The sequence below is a fragment of the Kaistella palustris DSM 21579 genome, assembly GCF_000422265.1.
In the GTDB taxonomy this organism is placed as follows: Bacteria; Bacteroidota; Bacteroidia; order Flavobacteriales; family Weeksellaceae; genus Kaistella; species Kaistella palustris.
Genome location: NZ_KE383812.1, coordinates 54,274 through 73,736 on the forward strand (window position 1 = coordinate 54,274; position 19,463 = coordinate 73,736).

Consider the following 19,463-nt stretch of genomic DNA (forward strand, 5'->3'; position numbering starts at 1 on the left):
ATTTGAAAAATATTCCACAAATTTAGAAAATAAATTACCGCTTTCCCGATATTGAACTTCAGACATAAAAAAAACGGGCCGTAACCCGTTATGTGTTTCATTTTTTCTGAACTTTCCTCCGCTGAAGTTCTTTGCTTATAAGTCCGAGTTCGCGCCCGGTCTGCCCTGCTACCGACGTATTTTCCTGCGCCCGCCGCGTGAGATAGGGCACCACATCCCGCACAGGTCCGTATGGCAAATACTTACACACATTATAGTTCTCGGCACCTAACACGTAGGTAATATTGTCGCTCATCCCGTAAAGCTGACCAAAATAGATCTGCGGGTGATCATTGGCTAAACCCTTGGCTTTCATGTGGTTCATCACAAGTAATGTAGATTCTTCATTATGTGTACCGAAAAATGCCGAGACACGGTCAAGGTTGGCCAAAACAAAGTCTACGGCAGCATTATAATTATTGTCAGAAGCTTCCTTATTCGGCTGGATCGGATCCGGATAATTCATTGCTGCTGCGCGTTCCCGCTCTTTTTCCATATAGGCTCCGCGTACAAATTTATAACCGAGGAAATAATTTTTTTCTTTGGCTCTCTGCAGGTCTTCGGCCAGATATTCCATTCTGCCCGTGCGGTACATTTGTATGGTATTCCACACGATGGCTTTTTCCTTATTGAATTTTTCCATCATTTCGTTTACCAAATCGTCGGTTGCATCCTGCATCCAGCTGTCTTCGGCATCGATCATGAGAATTACATTGCGGTCAAAGGCCATTTGGCAGACTTCTTCATACCGTTTTACCACGCGCGCCCATTCTTCCTGTTGAGCGGTTGAAAGTGCCGTTTTTTTACCGACCGCTTCGTAAATATCAATCTTACCAAATCCTGTTGGTTTAAAAACTACGAAAGGAATTGCCGGATTTCCCTCGGCAAATTTGATGTTCTGTTTTATTTCTTCACAAGTATGATCAAATGATTTTTCCTCGGCTTTACCTTCGATTGCATAATCGAAGATGCTGCCGACATGTCGTTTAAACATCTGTTTCACCACCTTCATACTTTCTTCCCGGGTTTCGCCACCGCAAAACTGCTCGAAAAGTGTGTTTTTTACAATGCCTTTCACAAAAGGCAGATTGGCCTGTACGGAAAAATTCAGGGCAGAAATTCCCATATTGGTTACGAGTGGCTGCTCAATAGCTTTGAACATCCAGTAGGCTTTTTTCAGTTGGGAATCGGTTTTGTCTGCAAAGGCAATCTGGGTATTGTCGAAAATGCTCATGTCGAATTTAAATTGGTCAAATTTAGCAATACTCCCCGAATCCGTAAACTAAATTAATGTTTAATTTTGTGCAAAATATCAGTATCATGATTTCGATTTTAGACGAAAATTTCAGTACACTCAACAACTTCCTTACTTATCTTCAACCGACGCAAATTTTTATTCTTGTTGATGAACACACGCACGAATACTGCCTCCCAATTCTATTGGGAAATCTGGAAACCGAAATACCTTTCGAGATCATCGAAATTGAAGCGGGTGAAGACCTGAAAACCATCGAAACCGCCACACAGCTCTGGGAGATTCTGGCAGAATTCTCAGCCGACCGCAAATCGCTTTTAATTAATCTGGGTGGCGGAGTGATCACTGATCTTGGCGGATTTGTGGCCTCAACTTATAAAAGAGGAATTCCTTTCGTTAATATTCCTACAACACTGTTGGCAATGTGCGATGCATCGCTGGGAGGCAAAACCGGAATCGACCATCTTTTTCTCAAAAATATCGTGGGCACTTTTTCCTCAGCAGAGGAAGTCTTCGTTTATCCGGGATTTCTGACAACACTTCCGTTTACCGAGCTTAGAAGCGGATTTGCTGAAATGCTGAAACACGGTCTTATTGCCGATGAAATGCACTGGACAAAACTTACGGCGGTTACCAAGCTATCGCCTGAAAACGTCGCGCCACATATCGAGACATCAATGAATATCAAGCAAAATGTAGTTGAGCAGGATTTTCGGGAAGAGCATGTTCGCAAGATCCTGAACTTTGGACATACAGTCGGACATGCGGTGGAAAGCCTTTTCCTGCAAAAAGGGCAGATCCTGCCACACGGCGAGGCGGTGGCACTGGGCATGATCTGCGAAACCTACCTTTCTTTTCTTGAGAACTTAATTACAGAAAAAACGGCCGATCAGGTTATAACTGAGATCCGGAAATTCTTCCCCCATGTTTCGATCAGCGGATGGGACACTGCTGAAATCTTGTCCTTAATGAGAAACGACAAGAAAAATGCCGCCGGTAAAATCAATTTTTCTCTGCTCACAGACATCGGAAAATCAAAATTTAACTGTCAGGTTGAAGAAAAACACATAAATTATGCGTTGCATTATTATCAAAATCTGACCTAAAAATCTAATTTTGACACAATTGGCAGTATGTGCAAAATTTTTAAAAATTCCACTTTTGCAACTTGCATTTGCTTGTAAAAGATTAACTTTCACTGTATTACAAATACAGCTCACTAAACGCCTGTTTAATTTTTTTGGCTCTTAATAGTTTTTGGCACAGCATTTGTGATGTTAGTTGGGTAAAACAAAATTTAAAAGCGCGACTGAACGAGGTTTTTTAAGGTTTAGTATGACAGATGAAAATTTTAGTACGAAAACTTTTTGCCTTTATTAAATTCGCAAAAAATTAATTAGAAAAATTTAGAATTATGAAAAAGTTATTTTTAAGTGCAGCAGTAGCAGTAAGCTCATTAACATTTGCACAACAGTTCGGAGTTAAAGCAGGTATGAATGTTTCATCATTATCGAAAGATGCTTCATTAAGCGACCAGGGTTCAAAAATCGGTTTTAATGCCGGTGTATTTATGAATGCGCCTTTGGCCACAAACTTCAGTATTCAGCCAGAGATTCTTTATAATAATCTTGGATCAAAAGTTTACTTAAGCGAAACCGACATCAACGGAACAACTTACAGAAATGAATACGCCAGACATTTGGATTATATTACAGTTCCTGTGATGTTCCAGTATAATGCCACACCAGCATTCTATTTAGAAGCAGGTCCGGAATTTGGACTGATGGTCAGTGCAAAAGATAAATTTAAGAATACCGAAAACGGAGTTGCACAAAACACCGTAGAAAGTGACATCAGTACAGATAATTTCAACACCTTCAACTTCGGTGTAGGTATTGGTGCAGGTTATTACTTTACACCAAATGTAGGTCTTACCGCACGATATGTAGCAGGTGTTACAGATATTGCCAAAGACAGACCAAACGGTTCTGATGCAGTAAGAAATAATGTATTCCAGGTAGGTTTGGCTTACAAATTCTAAAAGGGAGTAACATATAAAATTAAAGGTTGAGAAATTTCTCAACCTTTTTTATTTTACTCATCGGTATAATCAGGATCGGGTCCTGCAGGTACAGGATATTTTTCGGTAAAGCAGCCAAAACAGTGATTTGAACTGCCCAAAATACCCTTCAGATTATCCATACTCAGAAACTCCAGGGAATCAACTCCCAGGTAATCCCGTAATTCATCCACACTCATATTTGCCGAGATAAGGTCGTCCTTCGAAGGCGTATCGATTCCCAGATAACACGGCGCTATGATGGGCGGAGAGACGCTTCTGAAATGTATTTCTTTTACGCCCGCATTTTTCAGAATCTTTACCAACCGTTTCGACGTTGTGCCACGAACGATGGAATCATCGATGATTACCACGCGTTTTCCCCTAATCTCAGAAATAATGGGGTTCAGTTTTAAGTTTACGATACGTTCGCGCATTTCCTGCGTAGGTACGATGAAGCTCCGGCCAATATATCTGTTCTTAATGAGCACCGGGCGGAACGGAATTCCCGAGGCGATTGAAAAACCAATAGCCGCCGGAACACCGGAATCCGGCACACCAATCACGATATCGGCTTCCACGGGAGCCTGCTCCCAGATCTTCATGCCGGATTTTTCCCGGATTTCGTGCACATTGATTCCTTCCAAAACAGAATCGGGACGTGCGAAATAAATATATTCGAAAGCGCAAATCCTGTTTTCACAATTTTCTTTCACCAGGAAACTTTTTAATCCAGGTTCATTTTCATTAGTGTAAACAATTTCACCCGGTAAAATATCGCGGATATATTGCGCGCCAACCGCATCGAGTGCCACAGATTCCGAAGCTGCAACATAAGTTTTCTCATCGATCGCACCCAAAACCAAGGGCCGGATCCCATGGAAATCGCGGAAAGCAAAAAATTTGTTCCGTGTCATTCCCACCACCGAATAAGCACCTTTGATTTTATCCATGGTTTCCCTGATCGCACCTCTCAGGCCGAGATCCAGGTTTTTTTGGATGAGCCGCAGGATGATTTCTGAATCGGAAGTGGCTTTAAAAACAACTCCTTCTGCTTCAAGTTCGCTTTTCAACTCGCGTGCATTTGTAAGATTCCCATTATGAGCGATGGAAAGAATAATCTGATCATATTCGTTTTTAGCAAAAAATGGCTGAAAATTATATTTCTTTTTGTCACCGGCCGTGGTATAACGCGTATGTCCGATGGCGGAATTTCCCATAAAAGTTTCGGGGTTTCGGATCTCTTTAAAAACATCCAGCACCAAACCTTCATCTTTTAAGTTAAAGATTTTACCATCTTTCATTACGGAAATTCCACAGGCTTCCTGGCCGCGGTGCTGCAAAGCAAACAAGCCAAACTGCGACAGCGAAAAGGTGTCGACATCATTTTCGGAATAGAGGCCAAAAATTCCGCATTCCTCTTCCGGAGCGTCGAAAGGATCCTCATTTTTCAGCAGATTTCTGCCATAAGGTCTTTCTTTGAACTGATTCAAATAATCTCTACGCTCCTTTTCTAAATCTTTCATTTTTATTTTATTCGAAAAAAATTATTGCGCTAAAACTTTTTTTAGTCTTTCGTAAATTTCCACGTAAGCTTCGGTAACCTCACCAAGATCACGTCGGAAACGGTCTTTATCGAGTTTCTTCATGGTATCTTTATCCCAGAGTCTGCAGGTATCGGGTGAGATTTCGTCGGCCAGAATTATTTTGCCGTCCGGCAGTTTGCCAAGTTCTATTTTGAAGTCGACGAGAATAATATTCATCTTATCGAAAAGATCGGTGAGAATATCATTGATATCCGACGTAAGCTCATACATATCGTCGAGTTCATCATAAGTTGCAGCACCCAGGAAAACCGCGTGATGATCATTAATAAGAGGATCGCCAAGTTCATCTTTCTTGTAGCAGAGATCGAAAATAGTGACGGGTGATTTTATACCTTCAGCAACACCGAGCCGCTGTGCCATGCTGCCGGCAGTATAGTTCCGTACAACCATTTCCAAAGGTATAATTTTCACTTTTTTCACCAGCTGCTCTCTTTCGTCGAGTTTTTTAATGAAATGCGTTGGGATTCCTTTTTTATTTAAATAATCGAAGATCAGTGTAGTAATAGCGTTATTCATCTCGCCTTTCAGATCCACGCTGCCTTTTTTCTGCGCGTTGAAGGCGGTTGCATCATCTTTGAAACGGACAATTACCTCATCGGGATTTTCGGTTTCAAAAACTTGCTTTGCTTTTCCTTCATAAAGCAGGGCTCCTTTTTTCATTTTATTTTTATTTGATGGTTCTACGTTTTTAATTAAATTTTCACAAAAATGCCGGTCAGCACTGCGATTCCGAAACTCAACAAAGTTCCTATGAGCACATATTCTGTGAGTTTTCTCTGTTTGGCTTCGGCCAGGTCGCTAAACCGGAAAACTGATTTCGCGGCGATCATGAAGCCCACACCTTCCCAATGGTTTACGAGTATGAAAACAAAAACCAGCAGTCTTTCCAGAATACCGATGTATTTGCCTGCATTCACCAGGGATTCTGTCTGAATTTTACTGTGTTCCACAATCACCGGAGTCCAGAGAGAAATTAATGTCTTTATGAAAATAGACGAAGGTACGGTGAGAAATATGAGTGCTGTAAATATTTTTAAATGTTCCTGATTCAACACGTCGCTCCACGTAAAATAGGGAAAATAAAATACGGAAATTCCTGCAATAACCAGGAGATGCAGAAGCTGATCGATAAAGAACCAATTCCTTTTGGTTTTGGCCGTTTGAAAATGAAGTTTTGCGGCATCGATTAAAAAATGTGTTACACCGATTATTAGAGCGATCCACCATAAATTCAGATCCCATAAAAAAATAAAGGTGAGCAGCGTGTGAACCAGCACATGGAGGTAAAGATAAATGCTTGCGCTTTTTTTCTTTTCTTTGGCCAAAACCCATGACGTAGGCTGAAGAAGGAAATCTCCGAGTAAATGTGCCAGTATGAGGTTGGTAAAAATCATTTACAGTTCTGCAATTTTTTTTCTGAAGAACAGGTCGGTTTCCTGAAGAAGTTCATAATTTGCGCGCTTCATCCTTTGGCTGACTGATGACTGGCTGATGTTGAAATCTTTGGCCAGTTCATCCTGTGTGAGGTCTGGCTTTGTAAGAAGCCTGTGAATAATTTCTGCGGTCGCCACCGTCCAGCTGTTGAAGTCGATCGACGCCCATTTAAACAGAATATTCAGGTCCCGGTTTACTTTTTCGTTATCGGTTTTTATAGCCAGTGTCCTGCCTTCGTTCTTGATCGTATTGAGTAGTCTGCCGGAATTCACGTAGGCTGAACCATTTGATTCTGTAATTTTTTCGGAGGAGAAAACTTCATTGCCGATTCCGACCGCTATTCGTACATCTAAATTTTCAAACGTTTTGATGAGCGACTTTAATATCAATGCGCGCTGAAAAACTTCATCAACACCACATTTCAGCTGAAATTCGTCGCCCCGGTAAACTTCCCAGTTGGCGGGAGCCGTCGAAAATGTTCCTAAAACTTCTTTCAGCTTTGGCATCCAAAGTTCCGAGTCGGTATTTTGGGAATTTATAATGTCGCCGGTAATTATTGCTATCATAACACAAATATAAGCATTAATACTTATAAAACTCAAATATAGACTAAACTGCTTATATTATTCCATTATTAGCGATTGGACTTATAAAACTCGCATTTACAAAGCGAATAAATATTCATTATAAGCGAATCGCCTTATATAGATTATTATAATTTAAAGAGCCTTTAACGGAAATACTCCACGCCGTTCCTGAAAATATTATGATAATTTGCTCCGGGAATGTTTTTCAGCAAACCCTCTGCAAAACGTTCAGGATGGCCCATTCTGCCGAAAATTTTTCCGCTTTCATCGCTAATTCCCTCAATGCCGAAGAGCGAATTATTCGGATTGAACGGCATTCCGTGCGCCACTTTTCCCTCAAAATCAATATACTGCGTAGCGATCTGCCCGTGCTCGAATAAATTCTGAATTACCTTTTCCGAAGCCATAAACCGGCCTTCGCCATGTGAAAGCGGAATAGTGAACACCTGATCCCTCATTCCCTTTAACCATGGTGAGTCATCACTGACGACTTTCACATCAACCATTTGAGAAATATGTCGCCCGATCGCGTTATGCGCCAAGGTCGGTGAGTCTGCCGTGAGATCGCGAATTTCACCATAAGGCAAAAGTCCAGATTTAACCAAAGCCTGAAAACCGTTGCAGATGCCGAGGATTAAACCATCGCGCTGCAGCAGATCATGAACCGCGTTTCTCATCCTGTCATTTTTCAGCACATTCACAATAAATTTTGCGGAACCATCCGGCTCATCACCGGCAGAAAAACCTCCGGAAAAAACCAGGATCTGAGCCTGTTCGATTTCTGAAATCCAGGCATCTAAACTTTCATTAAGCAAACCGTGATTGAGATTGATCAAAGGCAAACTGGTGACCTCTGCACCTTCTTTTCTGAAGGCATTCTGGGTTTCATATTCGCAGTTCGTACCTGGAAAAACGGGCACAAAAACTTTAGGTTTTGCGAAGGAATGTTTGCGGCCGCGAATATTTCGGGATTGTGTCGAATTGAGATCAGGGCGGATTTCGAGCACAATTTTTTCTTTTTCCCTGGTCGGGAAAATTTCTTCAAACCTGCCGGTCCACACCTGAATCAATTTCGAGATACTTAAATTCAAACTATTGATTTTCAAATATTCCTGATTCGAAACCTCTCCTATTGCTTGAAGTAAATTGCTATTCAGTTCTCCATCAGATTCGATGATAAAACTGCCGATATTTTTAGTAAGAAGTAAATCCTCAGCTGCTGTAATTTCTGCACCCAGCCCATTTCCAAAACTCATTTTAGCCAAAGCCACAGCTACTCCACCATCCTTAACCGTTTTCACAGAAACTATATTTTTTGATTTAATATTTTCGTGAATAAAATCAAAGACCTGTTTTAGTTTTTCATAATCCGGCATGCCATTTTCGGCAGAACCATGCTGAAATAAATAAAGTTTATTTCCGGCTTTTTTGAATTCGGGTGAAATTATATGTTCTTTTTTTCCATTGGCACAGGCAAAAGAAATAAGCGTTGGCGGCACGTGGATATCCTGGAAACTGCCACTCATAGAATCTTTGCCACCTATCGCTGCCAGACCAAAATTCATCTGTGCGTTATACGCTCCAAGCAGTGAGGCCAGCGGTTTACCCCACTTATCGGGCTGTGTTCCCAATTTTTCAAAATATTCCTGAAAGCTGAGCCTGATATTTTTATAGTCGCCGCCCATGGCAACGATTTTTGCTACACTTTCCACCACAGCTTCTGCTGCGCCAATCAGGGAATTCTGCGCTGATCTTTCCGCATCAAAACCCCAGCTTGCCAGCGAAACCGTTTCCACATTTTCAGCATTTAAGACAGGTAGTGTCTGCACGCTGCCTTCCATTTGGGTAAGTTGGTATTTCCCACCGTACGGCATGGCAACGGTAGTTCCACCCACGGAAGCATCGAACATTTCCCCTAAGCCCTTTTGTGAAGCCACATTTTTGCGGGCTAATATATCCAGCAAATTATCTTCAGTGAAAGCTATTTGCTCCACCTGGATCGGTTTTAAATGAGAAATTTCTACGTTCTGCTTTTTTGCGCAACCGTTTGTATCAAGGAAATTACGGCTCAGATCCACGATCTTATTTCCCTGCCAGAACATCTGCATTCTTCCGGAATCTGTAACCTGCGCCACTTCTACGGCCTTAATGTTTTCTTTAATGCAATACTGCAGGAATTTTTCCTTGTCCGCCGCAGCAATAACCACGGCCATTCTTTCCTGTGATTCGGAAATAGCGAGTTCGGTGCCGTTTAGCCCCTCATATTTTAAAGGCAGAATATCAAGGTTTATTTCCAGCGAATCGGCGATCTCACCAATTGCGACCGAAACTCCGCCAGCACCAAAATCATTGGATTTTTTTATTAACCCGGTGACAGCAGGATTTCGGAAGAGCCGCTGGATTTTCCGTTCTTCTACCGCATTGCCTTTCTGCACTTCGGTGGATAAAGTGTGGATGGAGCTTTCGTCCTGCTCTTTGGAACTTCCTGTGGCGCCGCCAACTCCATCTTTTCCCGTTGCGCCTCCTAAAACGATTACAATGTCACCCGGGACAGGTTTTTCTCTGCGCACCCAATCTTTTTTTACAGCGCCGACCACGAAGCCGACTTCCATACGTTTTGCCCGGTAACCTTCGTGATAAATTTCGTTTACAAGCGTTGTAGCCAGACCGATCTGATTTCCATAGGAGGAATATCCGTTTGCGGCCTGTTTCGTAATTGTCCGTTGGGGAAGTTTCCCGGCAATTGTATCAGAAACCGGCTCCAAAACATCGGCAGCACCTGAAAGCCGCATGGCCTGATACACAAAAGCGCGGCCCGACAAAGGATCGCGGATCGCACCGCCAAGGCAGGTTGAAGCACCACCAAATGGCTCAATCTCGGTCGGGTGATTGTGCGTTTCATTTTTGAACAGTAAATACCAAGGTTCTTTTTTTCCATCGAACTCTGCCTCAATTTCTATGGTACAGGCGTTGATCTCTTCGGAAACCACAAGGTTCTCGAGTTTTCCTGTTTTATGGAAATACCGGGCGCAAACCGTGGCAAGATCCATAAGCGACACAGGCTTTTCTTCGCGCGCCAGAAACTTTCTCTTCTCCAGATAATCATTAAAAATATTTTCCAGAGTTTGCTTGAAGGAATCATTAAACTGAATATCAGTAAGTTCTGTCTCAAATGTTGTATGCCGGCAATGATCGCTCCAGTATGTATCCAGAACGCGCAGCTCGGTTTCTGAAGGATCCCTGTCTTCTGAGCGGAAATAACTCTGGATAAATCTTAAATCATCCAGATCTAAAGCAAAACCATGTTCCGTATAAAAACGGCTGAGTTCCTCATCTGAAAAATCTTTAAAACCTTTGTGAACAATAACTTCGGTAGGTATTTCTTCCTCGGGGAAACTAAGTGTGGAAAGGTCCTTTTCCTGCGACTCCACTTTATTGATGAGCAGGCTTTTTAAACTTCCCAAATCACCGGCGGAAACGCCACTCAGATCAATGAGCTTGCCGGTGCGCACCTTACTTTTTTCATTCCCTGTAAGTAAACTTATGCATTGCTGCGCGGAGTCTGCACGCTGATCATATTGTCCGGGCAGGTATTCCGTTGCGAAGTACAGATGCCGTGCGGGAATTTCGTCATGTAAAATATCCGCCACCGGATCAACAAAAACATTGTGGACAGTCTTTGCAAACTCTTCGTCATCAATGCCAAAAATATCATAGATATTATACACTTTCACGTTTTTAATACCGTGAACAACGTTTTTAATTTCGTCAAAAACTGCAGGACTTTCCACATCGAAAATTCCTTTTTTTTCTACGAAGATTCTTTTACTGGACATATATATAAGATAGTGCTCTCAGGAGCTTTAGATGATTATTAAAGTTTAAAAAGCGTGTATTAAAACGCGGAATTATATCAAAAAAAATGCAGCCAAAAAGGCTGCTTTACTGTTATACTTTAAGGTCGGCGTTGAGCCCGATCATGTCCGAATACTTATCCAGAAGCGGCTGGACTTCGTTCTCTATAAACTCCGCGGTCTGAACCGGTGCAAAACCAATAAAGTTATTTGGGTCCAGAACCTCCATTAATTTAGATTTATCAAGTTTCAGGGAATCATCGCTTAAAATTCTTTCGAGCAAATCATTTTCCATTCCTTCCTCCTTTACTTTTTTAGAAGCCTCCATGGAATGAACGCGGATGGTTTCGTGAATTTCCTGACGGTCACCGCCGGCTTTCACCTCTTCCATAATGATATATTCCGTCGCCATAAAGGGAAGTTCTTCCATAATATGTTTGCGGATCCTGTTTTCGTACACTACGATGCCATTTAAAATATTATTCCATATCAAAAGTATGGCATCTACAGCCAGAAAAGCCTGCGGAATCACAAGCCTTTTGTTTGCAGAATCATCTAAGGTCCGCTCAAACCACTGGGTAGACGCGACCATTGCAGAACTCGTCGAAAGCGACATTACAAACTTTGCCAAGGCGCCAATCCTTTCGGAGCGCATGGGATTTCTTTTGTAGGCCATCGCCGATGAACCGATCTGATTTTTTTCAAAAGGTTCCTCAATTTCTTTCAGATTCTGAAGAAGACGAAGGTCATTTGTAAACTTATGTGCAGACTGCGCGATGTTGGAGAGTAAGGCAACTACCTTTGCATCGATTTTACGGTCGTAGGTCTGACCGGAAACGCCAAAGACTTTTTCGAAACCAAAACGTTGGGAAAGTTCTTTATCCAGATGTTTTACTTTGGAATAATCGCCACCAAAAAGTTCCAAAAAACTTGCTGCTGTACCTGTAGTTCCTTTTACACCGCGAAAACGAAGCGTATCCAGAAAAAACTCAAGCTCCTCAAAATCCAGAAGTAAAGACTGCAGCCAGAGCGTGGCGCGCTTTCCAACGGTCGTTAACTGCGCGGGCTGATAATGCGTAAAGCCCAATGTAGGCAAATCTTTATACTCTAAAGCAAAATCCGACAGATTTTTTATGACATTAATAAGTTGCTTCTTAAGAATTAACAGTCCATCGCGCATCTGGATAAGATCTGTATTGTCGCCTACAAAAGCCGAAGTGGCGCCAAGGTGAATAATTCCTTTTGCCAAAGGTGCGGCATCGCCATACGTATGAACATGTGCCATAACATCGTGCCGGAATTTCTTTTCATAGGCAGCGGCTTTTTCGTAATCTATTTCTTCGGCGTTATTTTTCAGATCGGCAATCTGCTCTTGCGAAATATCCAGTCCCAGATCCTTTTCGATCTCTGCCAGGGCGATCCACAATTTCCGCCAGTTGCGGAATTTGTTATTCGGCGAGAAATTATAGAGCATTTCAGGACTCGAATAGCGTTCTTCCAGCGGATTTTTGTAAGAATTCATTCTTTCTTTTTTACGTTTAAAGCTGCACAAATTTATATAAAATTATCGAACCCTAAAACTTATTTCCGTCCCCGAAAATCTTTCATGGTGTCATAAATTCCAAAAACATGTTGCATCACCCAATCGAATGCCGATACCGGCAGAATTCCCTGAGACAACCGTATAAACCAATATGGCATCGGCATTGCGAGCAGTTTGCTTTCGTTTTCGATGGCGGTCATAATCTTTTCTGAAGTCTTTTCAGGTTCCAGAATTGGCAGGATCTTCGATTTCACGCCATCGAACATTCCGGTATTTATGAAGAAAGGCATAATTGTACTCACGGAGATATTTTTCTTCAGTTGCTGCATTTCCAGACGCAAACTGTCGCCCCAGCCAACAACCGCCCATTTTGAACCTGCGTACACAGACATTTTCGGATTTGCGATGAGACCTGCGGATGAAGCGATATTACAAATGGCGCCGGAATTCTGCGCGATCATGCCGGGAAGGAACTCCAGCGTAATGTGCATTAAAGCTTCGGAATTGATGGCCATGCTTTTATGAATTTCATCATGCGTGTGCTCATGAAAATATTTACCCACGACAATGCCGGCATTATTAATGAGAATATCTACGGCTTCAACCTCGGTGCGGACGCGCTGTGCCTGCATCTTAACTTCATCGAGATTACTTACATCCACTTTAAAGGTGAAGATCCGGCCGCCAACTGTCGCGAATTCCTGTTGAGCAGTGGCAAGGCTGATTTCATTGATATCCCAAAGGACCAGATTAGCACAACCCCTTTCCAGTGATTTTCTTGCCATGATTTTACCGATTCCTGAGCCGGCACCGGTGATAAGTACAGTTTTATCTTTAAAATTCATGAAGTAAAGATGTTATTTTTTTAAGGTAAATTTGAACTAATTAATTTATAAAGATGATGAATTTTCAAGAGATATTAGTGAGCCAGCGTGAATTTTTCGGCAGCCAGAAAACGAAAAGTGTCAGCTTTCGGAAAATCTATCTGGAAAAACTCAAGAAGACGATTCTTCAAAATGAAGAACTTCTGTATGAGGCGATTTACAGCGATTTCGGCAAATCAAAATTCGATACTTACACCACAGAAATATCTTTTGTGCTGAAAGACATCGATTATTTTCTGAAAAATCTGAAATCATTAACAAAACCCAAAAAAGTCCGGACCAATCTGGCCAACCAGTTCGGTTCGAGCAAAATATACCCTGAACCGCTGGGCAATGCTTTGGTGATCGGCGCCTGGAATTACCCGTACCAACTGTCGCTTTCGCCTGTTGTTGCCGCACTGGCCGCCGGAAATACATGTATTCTTAAACCAAGTGAAATCGCCGCGAACACGATGCGGGCAATGGCAAAAATCATTAATGAAAATTTTCCGAAAGAATATCTTTTTGTGGCAGAAGGCGGTGTGGAAGAAACTACAGAAATTTTGAAATTGAAATTTGATAAAATCTTTTTTACCGGAAGTCCGAAAATCGGAAAAATAATTTACGAAGCTGCAGCCAAGCATTTGACTCCGGTAACGCTGGAACTGGGCGGCAAAAGCCCCGCGATCGTTACTTCGACTGCGAATTTTGACGTTGCCGCGAAACGGATCGTTTGGGGAAAATATTTAAATGCCGGCCAAACCTGCGTAGCGCCCGATTATATTTTGGTCGATGCTAAGGTTAAGGACAGTTTCCTGGATTCTTTAAAAATGTACATAGAAAAATTCCGGTACGAAGCAGATTCCGAGCATTATACCAAAATCATTAATGACAGAAATTATGTGCGGCTTGCAAGAATGATCGATCCGGAAAAGGTGTTTTTCGGTGGAAAAACTGACGCTGCGACACGCTTCATACAGCCAACTATTTTGAAAGATGTAACCTGGAATGACGCAGTGATGCAGGAAGAAATTTTCGGTCCGATTCTGCCGGTTTTAACTTTTGATAATTTTAATGAAGCTTTACATCAGATCAGCGAACATGAGAAACCGCTGTCTGCATATTTGTTTACAGGAAATTCAGAAGAAAAAGAACACTTTATTTCGAAAATTTCGTTTGGTGGCGGCTGTATCAACGACGTGGTGATGCATCTGAGTAACGATTATCTTCCTTTTGGCGGTGTGGGAAATTCAGGAATTGGAAACTATCACGGCAAATATGGTTTTGAAGCATTTTCGCACCGGAAATCTATTCTTGACCGGGCAACGTGGGGCGAACCGGATCTCAAATATCCGCCTTATACGGAGAAGAAACTGAGCTGGATCAAAAAATTGATGTAAAAAAAGCGGGAAAAAATTCCCGCTTTTATTATGACTTCGGTCCCCACTTGGTGAAGAATGCTTTCACTTTTTCTAAACTGTATCCTTTACCTTCTTCCAGAACTGCGCTGTCCTGCGTATGAATGAGCTTTCCGGACTGATCTAAAACCAGAAAAACGGGATAGCCAAATTTTTCTCCGGGATTACCGTACTTGGCAAAAACTTTTTCATTTTTATTTTCCGGCGAATAATTTAAGTGGTAATACACGTAGTTTTTATCAACAACTTCCTTTAGCTCCGGTGTAGTCTGCACATAATTGTTGAACCTTAAACACCAAATACACCAGTTGCCCCCAGCCTGGATCATCACGTTTTTGTTTTCGGCCTTCGCCTGCAGCACAAGTTGGGCAATTCTTTCTTCCGCATTTTCCTTATCATTGTAAGGTTTTGGCAGTTTAGCGAGTTCTGCGGCAGCGGCTTTTTTCTTAGCGGCCAGAATTGCGGCGCTGTCGGTTTTTACAATATTTGATGAATCCGTTGCTGCAGTATCTGCCTTTTCTGCTTTTTGGGAACAGGCAATCCCTGCGACCAGCAGACAGGAAAGCAGCGATGTTCTTAAATATGGCTTTATCATTTCTTTTCTGTTTAATATGAGTTGCAAATTAACGAAAATAGAGCGATTGCTAAAGTTTATTATCGCTAAATTTGCAAACTGTAAATATGAAGTTTCTATTTAAAATCATTCTGCTTTTTTCGCAACTTCCGCTTCGGATCTTGTATGTTTTGTCGGACATGATTTTCTTCATCATATATTATCTTGTAGGTTACAGGCGCAAAGTGGTTCTGGCCAATCTGCAGAATTCTTTCCCCAAAAAATCTGCAACAGAGATTAAAAAAATCGAGAAAAAATTTTATGTTAATTTCTGCGACTATATGGTAGAAACCTTCCGTTCATTTACCATTTCCTCCACAGAATTGCGGGTTCGTGTACAACATCTGAATCAGGATATTTTCCATGAAGCAAAGGCTGAGAATAAAAATGTGATCTTACTGGCTGGACATATTTTCAACTGGGAATGGTATACGGCGCTTGCTACAATTATTCCGCAAAAGAACTGTTTCCCGGTGTACAGAAAAGTGCAAAGCAGTTTTTGGGAAGAAAAAATAAAGAGCATCCGAAACCGCTTCGGAAATCACGCCATAGAAGCCAAAGAAGTCATTCGCCACATCTTCCGTAATCCCAACGATGGCGATTCAGTTTATATGTTTGTGGCCGATCAGACGCCGCATTTTTCCGAAGTGACCTACGGCCTTACTTTTCTGAATCAGAAAACGCCGGCATTCGTGGGCTACGATAAACTTTCGACAAGAATTGATATGGCATTTGTTTTCTGTGAGATGAAGAAGGTGAAACGTGGTTACTACCAGATCAACTATCACCGTATTTATCCTGATGGCGAAAAATTTACGGAGTACGAAGTGGTTCGCAAATTCCACAAGCTTCTGGAGAACACCATTAACAAAAGACCCGACAATTATCTCTGGTCACACCGCCGCTGGAAATATCAGGATTCCATAAAAGTGATGGGCGAATAACTTTATCAATTAATTACGGTTATTAAATTGGATTTAGCGATTGTCATATTAAACTGGAACGGTAAGAACTGGTTGCAGAAATTTCTGCCCAATGTGCTTCAGCATTCGGGTGAACACGCCGTGTATGTGATCGATAATGCGTCGACCGATGATTCAGTTTCTTTTTTGCAAGCGAATTTTCCTGCCGTACATATTATTATTAATGAAGTCAACTTTGGTTTTGCGGGCGGTTACAACCATGGACTGCAAAAGATCGGTGCGAATATTTTCTGTCTTTTGAACTCCGATGTGGAAGTAACTGAAAACTGGTTGCAGCCGATCCTGGCGCTGTTTGCCGAAAATCCTAATGTTGCGGCAGTTCAACCAAAAATTCTGGATTACAACCGAAGAAACTTTTTCGAGTTTGCCGGTGGCGCGGGTGGATATCTCGATAATCTCGGATTTCCGTACTGCCGCGGAAGAATTTTCGAAAACATTGAAAAGGATAACGGTCAATATGACGACGTGCGCGAAATTTTCTGGGCGTCTGGTTGCTGCTTTTTTATCCGGTCGCAGGATTTTCGAAATCAAAACGGTTTTGACGAGCGGTTTTTTGCACATCAGGAAGAAATCGATCTGTGCTGGCGTTTAAAGAATACCGGCAGACAGATTTTTTACACTTCCAGATCCGCGGTGTATCACGTTGGTGGCGGCACACTGAACAAACAAAGTCCGCAAAAAACTTTTCTTAATATGCGGAACAACCTTTCGATGCTGCTGAAAAACCTACCATTCGAAACGCTTTTCTGGCTTATTCCACTTCGGCTTGTTCTCGACAGTTTTGCTGCAGTTTATTTAGGTTTTAAATATGGCTTTTCCCATTTTACAGCTGTTCTTCGCGCTCACGGCTCCTGGTACGGGCAAATTCCCGGCACACTTCAGCGGCGTGGTAAGTCGCAGGTCCAGCAATACTATCAGGAAAAATGGTTGGTTTTCAAAAGCTTTCTGTAGTTCCCGTTAAAAATAACCGCATTTAATTAAATATTTATAGCAAATATATCTACATTTATACAACTGTATGAAAATAGATATCTACTTTATCGTGACAATTATCGTGGTGGTGATACTGATCATAGGTCTCCTTATCTATTTCTTTCAGCACAAATTTTTCTTTCAGCCCGAAAAACTTTCGCCGGATTTTAAATTTGCGTACGACCATCTGATGGCAGAGGAAAAAACTGTGGAAACAGAACCTGGCGCGAAGATCAACTATCTGCATTTTCAGGTGGCGGAACCCAAAGGCGTGGTGATTTATTTAAAAGGCAATACCAAAAGTATTAAAGGCTGGGGCAAATTTGCCGTCGACTTTACGAGGTTGGGTTATGAAGTGGTAATGATGGACTACCGGGGTTTCGGGAAAAGTACCGGAAAGCGGACTGTCGAAGCGATGAAACGCGATTCACAGTTTATTTACAATATTGTAAAAGAGGAATTTCCCGAAAATAAAATCGTGGTTTACGGCCGCTCGCTGGGTTCGGGTTTTGCCGCAAGACTGGCTGCGAAAAACAATCCACGAATGCTTATTTTGACCTCGCCGCTTTATTCGCTGCTGCGAACTATTCACCGCTATCTGCCTTTTATGCCCGCAAAACCCTTTCTGCGGTACAACATCCCGACTTTTCAGTATCTGAAGGATGTGCGATGTCCCATTAAAATAATTCACGGCAGCGACGATAATCTGGTTCCGATCAATACGGCGGTCGACCTGTCTGAAATCAATCCAGAATTGACACGCCTTTACGTAATTTTAAGAGCCGGCCACATTAATATTCATCAGTTCGAGGAATATCACCGCGTGATGGAAGAAATTTTCAACGAGAGGAAGGTCTTTATAGATGCGGAAACCACAAGCCTTGGTTATTCTCACCGCAAATGAAACGGTGCTAAAGTCAAAAAAATTACCTTTGTAAGACCTAAACATTTCAATGGAACTTCTTATAATCATTTTACTCGTTCTGCTCAATGGAGTTTTTGCCATGTCGGAAATGTCCCTCGTTTCGTCCCGAAAATTTAAGCTCGAAAATTCTCAGAAGAAAGGAAGTGCCGGCGCAAAGAAAGCCTTGGAACTCTCGGAAAATCCCACAAAATTCCTGTCGACCGTGCAGATCGGCATCACGCTTATCGGGATTTTACTCGGGGTGTATTCCGGCGAAAATCTAACCCATAATTTCAGGGGTTTCCTTGACCATTTTTCTTTTCTCCAACCCTATTCCAAAACCCTGGCTACGATCGGAGTGGTGGTTTTCATCACCTATCTTTCGATCCTGCTTGGGGAACTTTTGCCCAAGCGAATCGCAATGACTTTTCCGGAGCGCATTATTACCATGCTTGCAAAGCCGATGCATATTCTGTCTAAAATCACCTCGCCCTTTGTCTGGCTGCTTACCACTTCAAATAATTTGCTACTGAAACTTTTTGGCATTAAAAGCACCTCAGATACCATCGTAACCGAAGAGGAAATAAAATCAATCGTTCGCGAAAGTGCCATGGAAGGGCAGATTGCTCAGATTGAACATACTATTGTAGAGCGCGTTTTCGAACTTGGTGACCGAAAAGTAAACACGCTGCTGACCCACCGCAATGCCATGTATTTTTTTAATGTCGATGATGACCTTGACCAGATACTTCAGAAGATCGACACACAGAAACATAACGCCTATCCTGTCACGGAAGGCCACAGCCTGGATAATATCGTGGGAATCGTACTGATGAAAGACCTTTTTCCAATCAAAGATCGATCTTCATTTAAGCTGAGAGATCATTTACGGCAGCCGGTTTATCTGAATGAAAATTACTACGCCTATAAAGTTTTAGAAATCTTCCGCAAAGAGCAAAACCATTATGGAATTGTGATCGATGAATACGGAAATACGGTAGGTATGGTGACGCTGCACGATGTTTTAGATGCGCTGGTGGGCGATACCGTGACAGATGAGAATTTTGACTACCGCATTACTCAGCGCAGCGAAAATTCCTGGCTCGCCGATGCGCAGTTGCCTATCGTGGAATTCATTAAATATTTTGACCTGGAATATGAGTTTGAAAACAAGGATAATTATACTACACTTGTAGGCTTTTTCCTCAGCCAGCGCAGCGGTTCTACCAATGTTGGCGACAAAGTGAATGTAGCAGGACTGCAGCTGGAAATCATCGATAAGGACCGGCAGCGCGTAGATAAGATCCTGATAACCCGCAACGCGTCCTAACA

At 42.1% G+C, this 19,463-nt stretch carries 16 protein-coding genes; 7 read left to right on the top strand and 9 right to left on the bottom strand.

Annotated features, from left to right (window positions below):
- Positions 1-97: 97 nt before the first annotated feature.
- The gene (locus tag H562_RS0110300; RefSeq protein WP_027377433.1) at positions 98-1,273 is read right to left on the bottom strand and encodes a proline dehydrogenase family protein; all 1,176 of its coding nucleotides are present in this window, start codon (positions 1,271-1,273) and stop codon (positions 98-100) included.
- Between the two features lie 86 nt (positions 1,274-1,359).
- Here H562_RS0110300 and aroB point away from each other — a divergent pair, with 86 nt between their 5' ends.
- Positions 1,360-2,400: a 3-dehydroquinate synthase gene (aroB, locus tag H562_RS0110305; RefSeq protein ID WP_027377434.1), complete on the top strand. Its 1,041-nt coding sequence runs from the start codon at positions 1,360-1,362 to the stop codon at positions 2,398-2,400.
- Between the two features lie 308 nt (positions 2,401-2,708).
- Complete coding sequence (locus tag H562_RS0110310) at positions 2,709-3,335, top strand: porin family protein (RefSeq protein WP_027377435.1); 627 nt, start codon at positions 2,709-2,711, stop codon at positions 3,333-3,335.
- Positions 3,336-3,388: 53 nt separating this feature from the next.
- On the opposite strand, the gene purF is transcribed toward H562_RS0110310, so the two are convergent.
- The 7 genes from purF to H562_RS0110345 all read right to left on the bottom strand — a co-directional run bounded on the left by purF (position 3,389) and on the right by H562_RS0110345 (position 13,223).
- Positions 3,389-4,879, bottom strand: coding sequence for an amidophosphoribosyltransferase (gene purF / locus H562_RS0110315; RefSeq protein WP_027377436.1), 1,491 nt, complete (start codon positions 4,877-4,879; stop codon positions 3,389-3,391).
- 21 nt (positions 4,880-4,900) lie between these two features.
- Positions 4,901-5,620 carry a phosphoribosylaminoimidazolesuccinocarboxamide synthase gene (gene purC / locus H562_RS0110320; RefSeq protein WP_027377437.1) on the bottom strand — a complete coding sequence of 240 codons (720 nt, stop codon included), beginning with the start codon at positions 5,618-5,620 and terminating at the stop codon, positions 4,901-4,903.
- A 32-nt stretch (positions 5,621-5,652) separates the two neighbouring features.
- The gene (locus tag H562_RS0110325; RefSeq protein ID WP_027377438.1) at positions 5,653-6,354 is read right to left on the bottom strand and encodes a DUF3307 domain-containing protein; all 702 of its coding nucleotides are present in this window, start codon (positions 6,352-6,354) and stop codon (positions 5,653-5,655) included.
- Entirely contained in the window at positions 6,355-6,960 is a 606-nt protein-coding gene (locus H562_RS0110330) for a SatD family protein (protein ID WP_027377439.1), read from the bottom strand.
- A 164-nt stretch (positions 6,961-7,124) separates the two neighbouring features.
- Positions 7,125-10,817 carry a phosphoribosylformylglycinamidine synthase gene (locus H562_RS0110335; RefSeq protein WP_034691079.1) on the bottom strand — a complete coding sequence of 1,231 codons (3,693 nt, stop codon included), beginning with the start codon at positions 10,815-10,817 and terminating at the stop codon, positions 7,125-7,127.
- A 112-nt stretch (positions 10,818-10,929) separates the two neighbouring features.
- Positions 10,930-12,357 (bottom strand): adenylosuccinate lyase, encoded by a 1,428-nt coding sequence (gene purB, locus H562_RS0110340; protein WP_027377441.1) that lies wholly within the window; start codon positions 12,355-12,357, stop codon positions 10,930-10,932.
- A gap of 59 nt (positions 12,358-12,416) precedes the next feature.
- The gene (locus tag H562_RS0110345; RefSeq protein ID WP_027377442.1) at positions 12,417-13,223 is read right to left on the bottom strand and encodes an SDR family oxidoreductase; all 807 of its coding nucleotides are present in this window, start codon (positions 13,221-13,223) and stop codon (positions 12,417-12,419) included.
- Positions 13,224-13,279: 56 nt separating this feature from the next.
- On the opposite strand from H562_RS0110345, the gene H562_RS0110350 reads away from it, so the two are divergent.
- Positions 13,280-14,641, top strand: a complete 1,362-nt coding sequence (locus tag H562_RS0110350; RefSeq protein WP_027377443.1) for an aldehyde dehydrogenase — start codon at positions 13,280-13,282, stop codon at positions 14,639-14,641.
- A gap of 28 nt (positions 14,642-14,669) precedes the next feature.
- Here the strand turns inward: H562_RS0110350 and H562_RS0110355 are convergent, their stop codons facing one another.
- The gene (locus H562_RS0110355; protein WP_027377444.1) at positions 14,670-15,254 is read right to left on the bottom strand and encodes a thioredoxin family protein; all 585 of its coding nucleotides are present in this window, start codon (positions 15,252-15,254) and stop codon (positions 14,670-14,672) included.
- 86 nt (positions 15,255-15,340) lie between these two features.
- Between H562_RS0110355 and H562_RS0110360 the strand changes: the two genes are divergently transcribed.
- The 4 genes from H562_RS0110360 to H562_RS0110375 all read left to right on the top strand — a co-directional run bounded on the left by H562_RS0110360 (position 15,341) and on the right by H562_RS0110375 (position 19,461).
- Positions 15,341-16,216 carry a lysophospholipid acyltransferase family protein gene (locus tag H562_RS0110360; protein WP_027377445.1) on the top strand — a complete coding sequence of 292 codons (876 nt, stop codon included), beginning with the start codon at positions 15,341-15,343 and terminating at the stop codon, positions 16,214-16,216.
- A gap of 27 nt (positions 16,217-16,243) precedes the next feature.
- Positions 16,244-17,206 carry a glycosyltransferase family 2 protein gene (locus H562_RS0110365; RefSeq protein ID WP_027377446.1) on the top strand — a complete coding sequence of 321 codons (963 nt, stop codon included), beginning with the start codon at positions 16,244-16,246 and terminating at the stop codon, positions 17,204-17,206.
- 67 nt (positions 17,207-17,273) lie between these two features.
- Positions 17,274-18,131: an alpha/beta hydrolase gene (locus H562_RS0110370; protein WP_027377447.1), complete on the top strand. Its 858-nt coding sequence runs from the start codon at positions 17,274-17,276 to the stop codon at positions 18,129-18,131.
- Between the two features lie 49 nt (positions 18,132-18,180).
- Positions 18,181-19,461 (top strand): hemolysin family protein, encoded by a 1,281-nt coding sequence (locus H562_RS0110375; RefSeq protein ID WP_027377448.1) that lies wholly within the window; start codon positions 18,181-18,183, stop codon positions 19,459-19,461.
- Positions 19,462-19,463 lie beyond the last annotated feature (2 nt).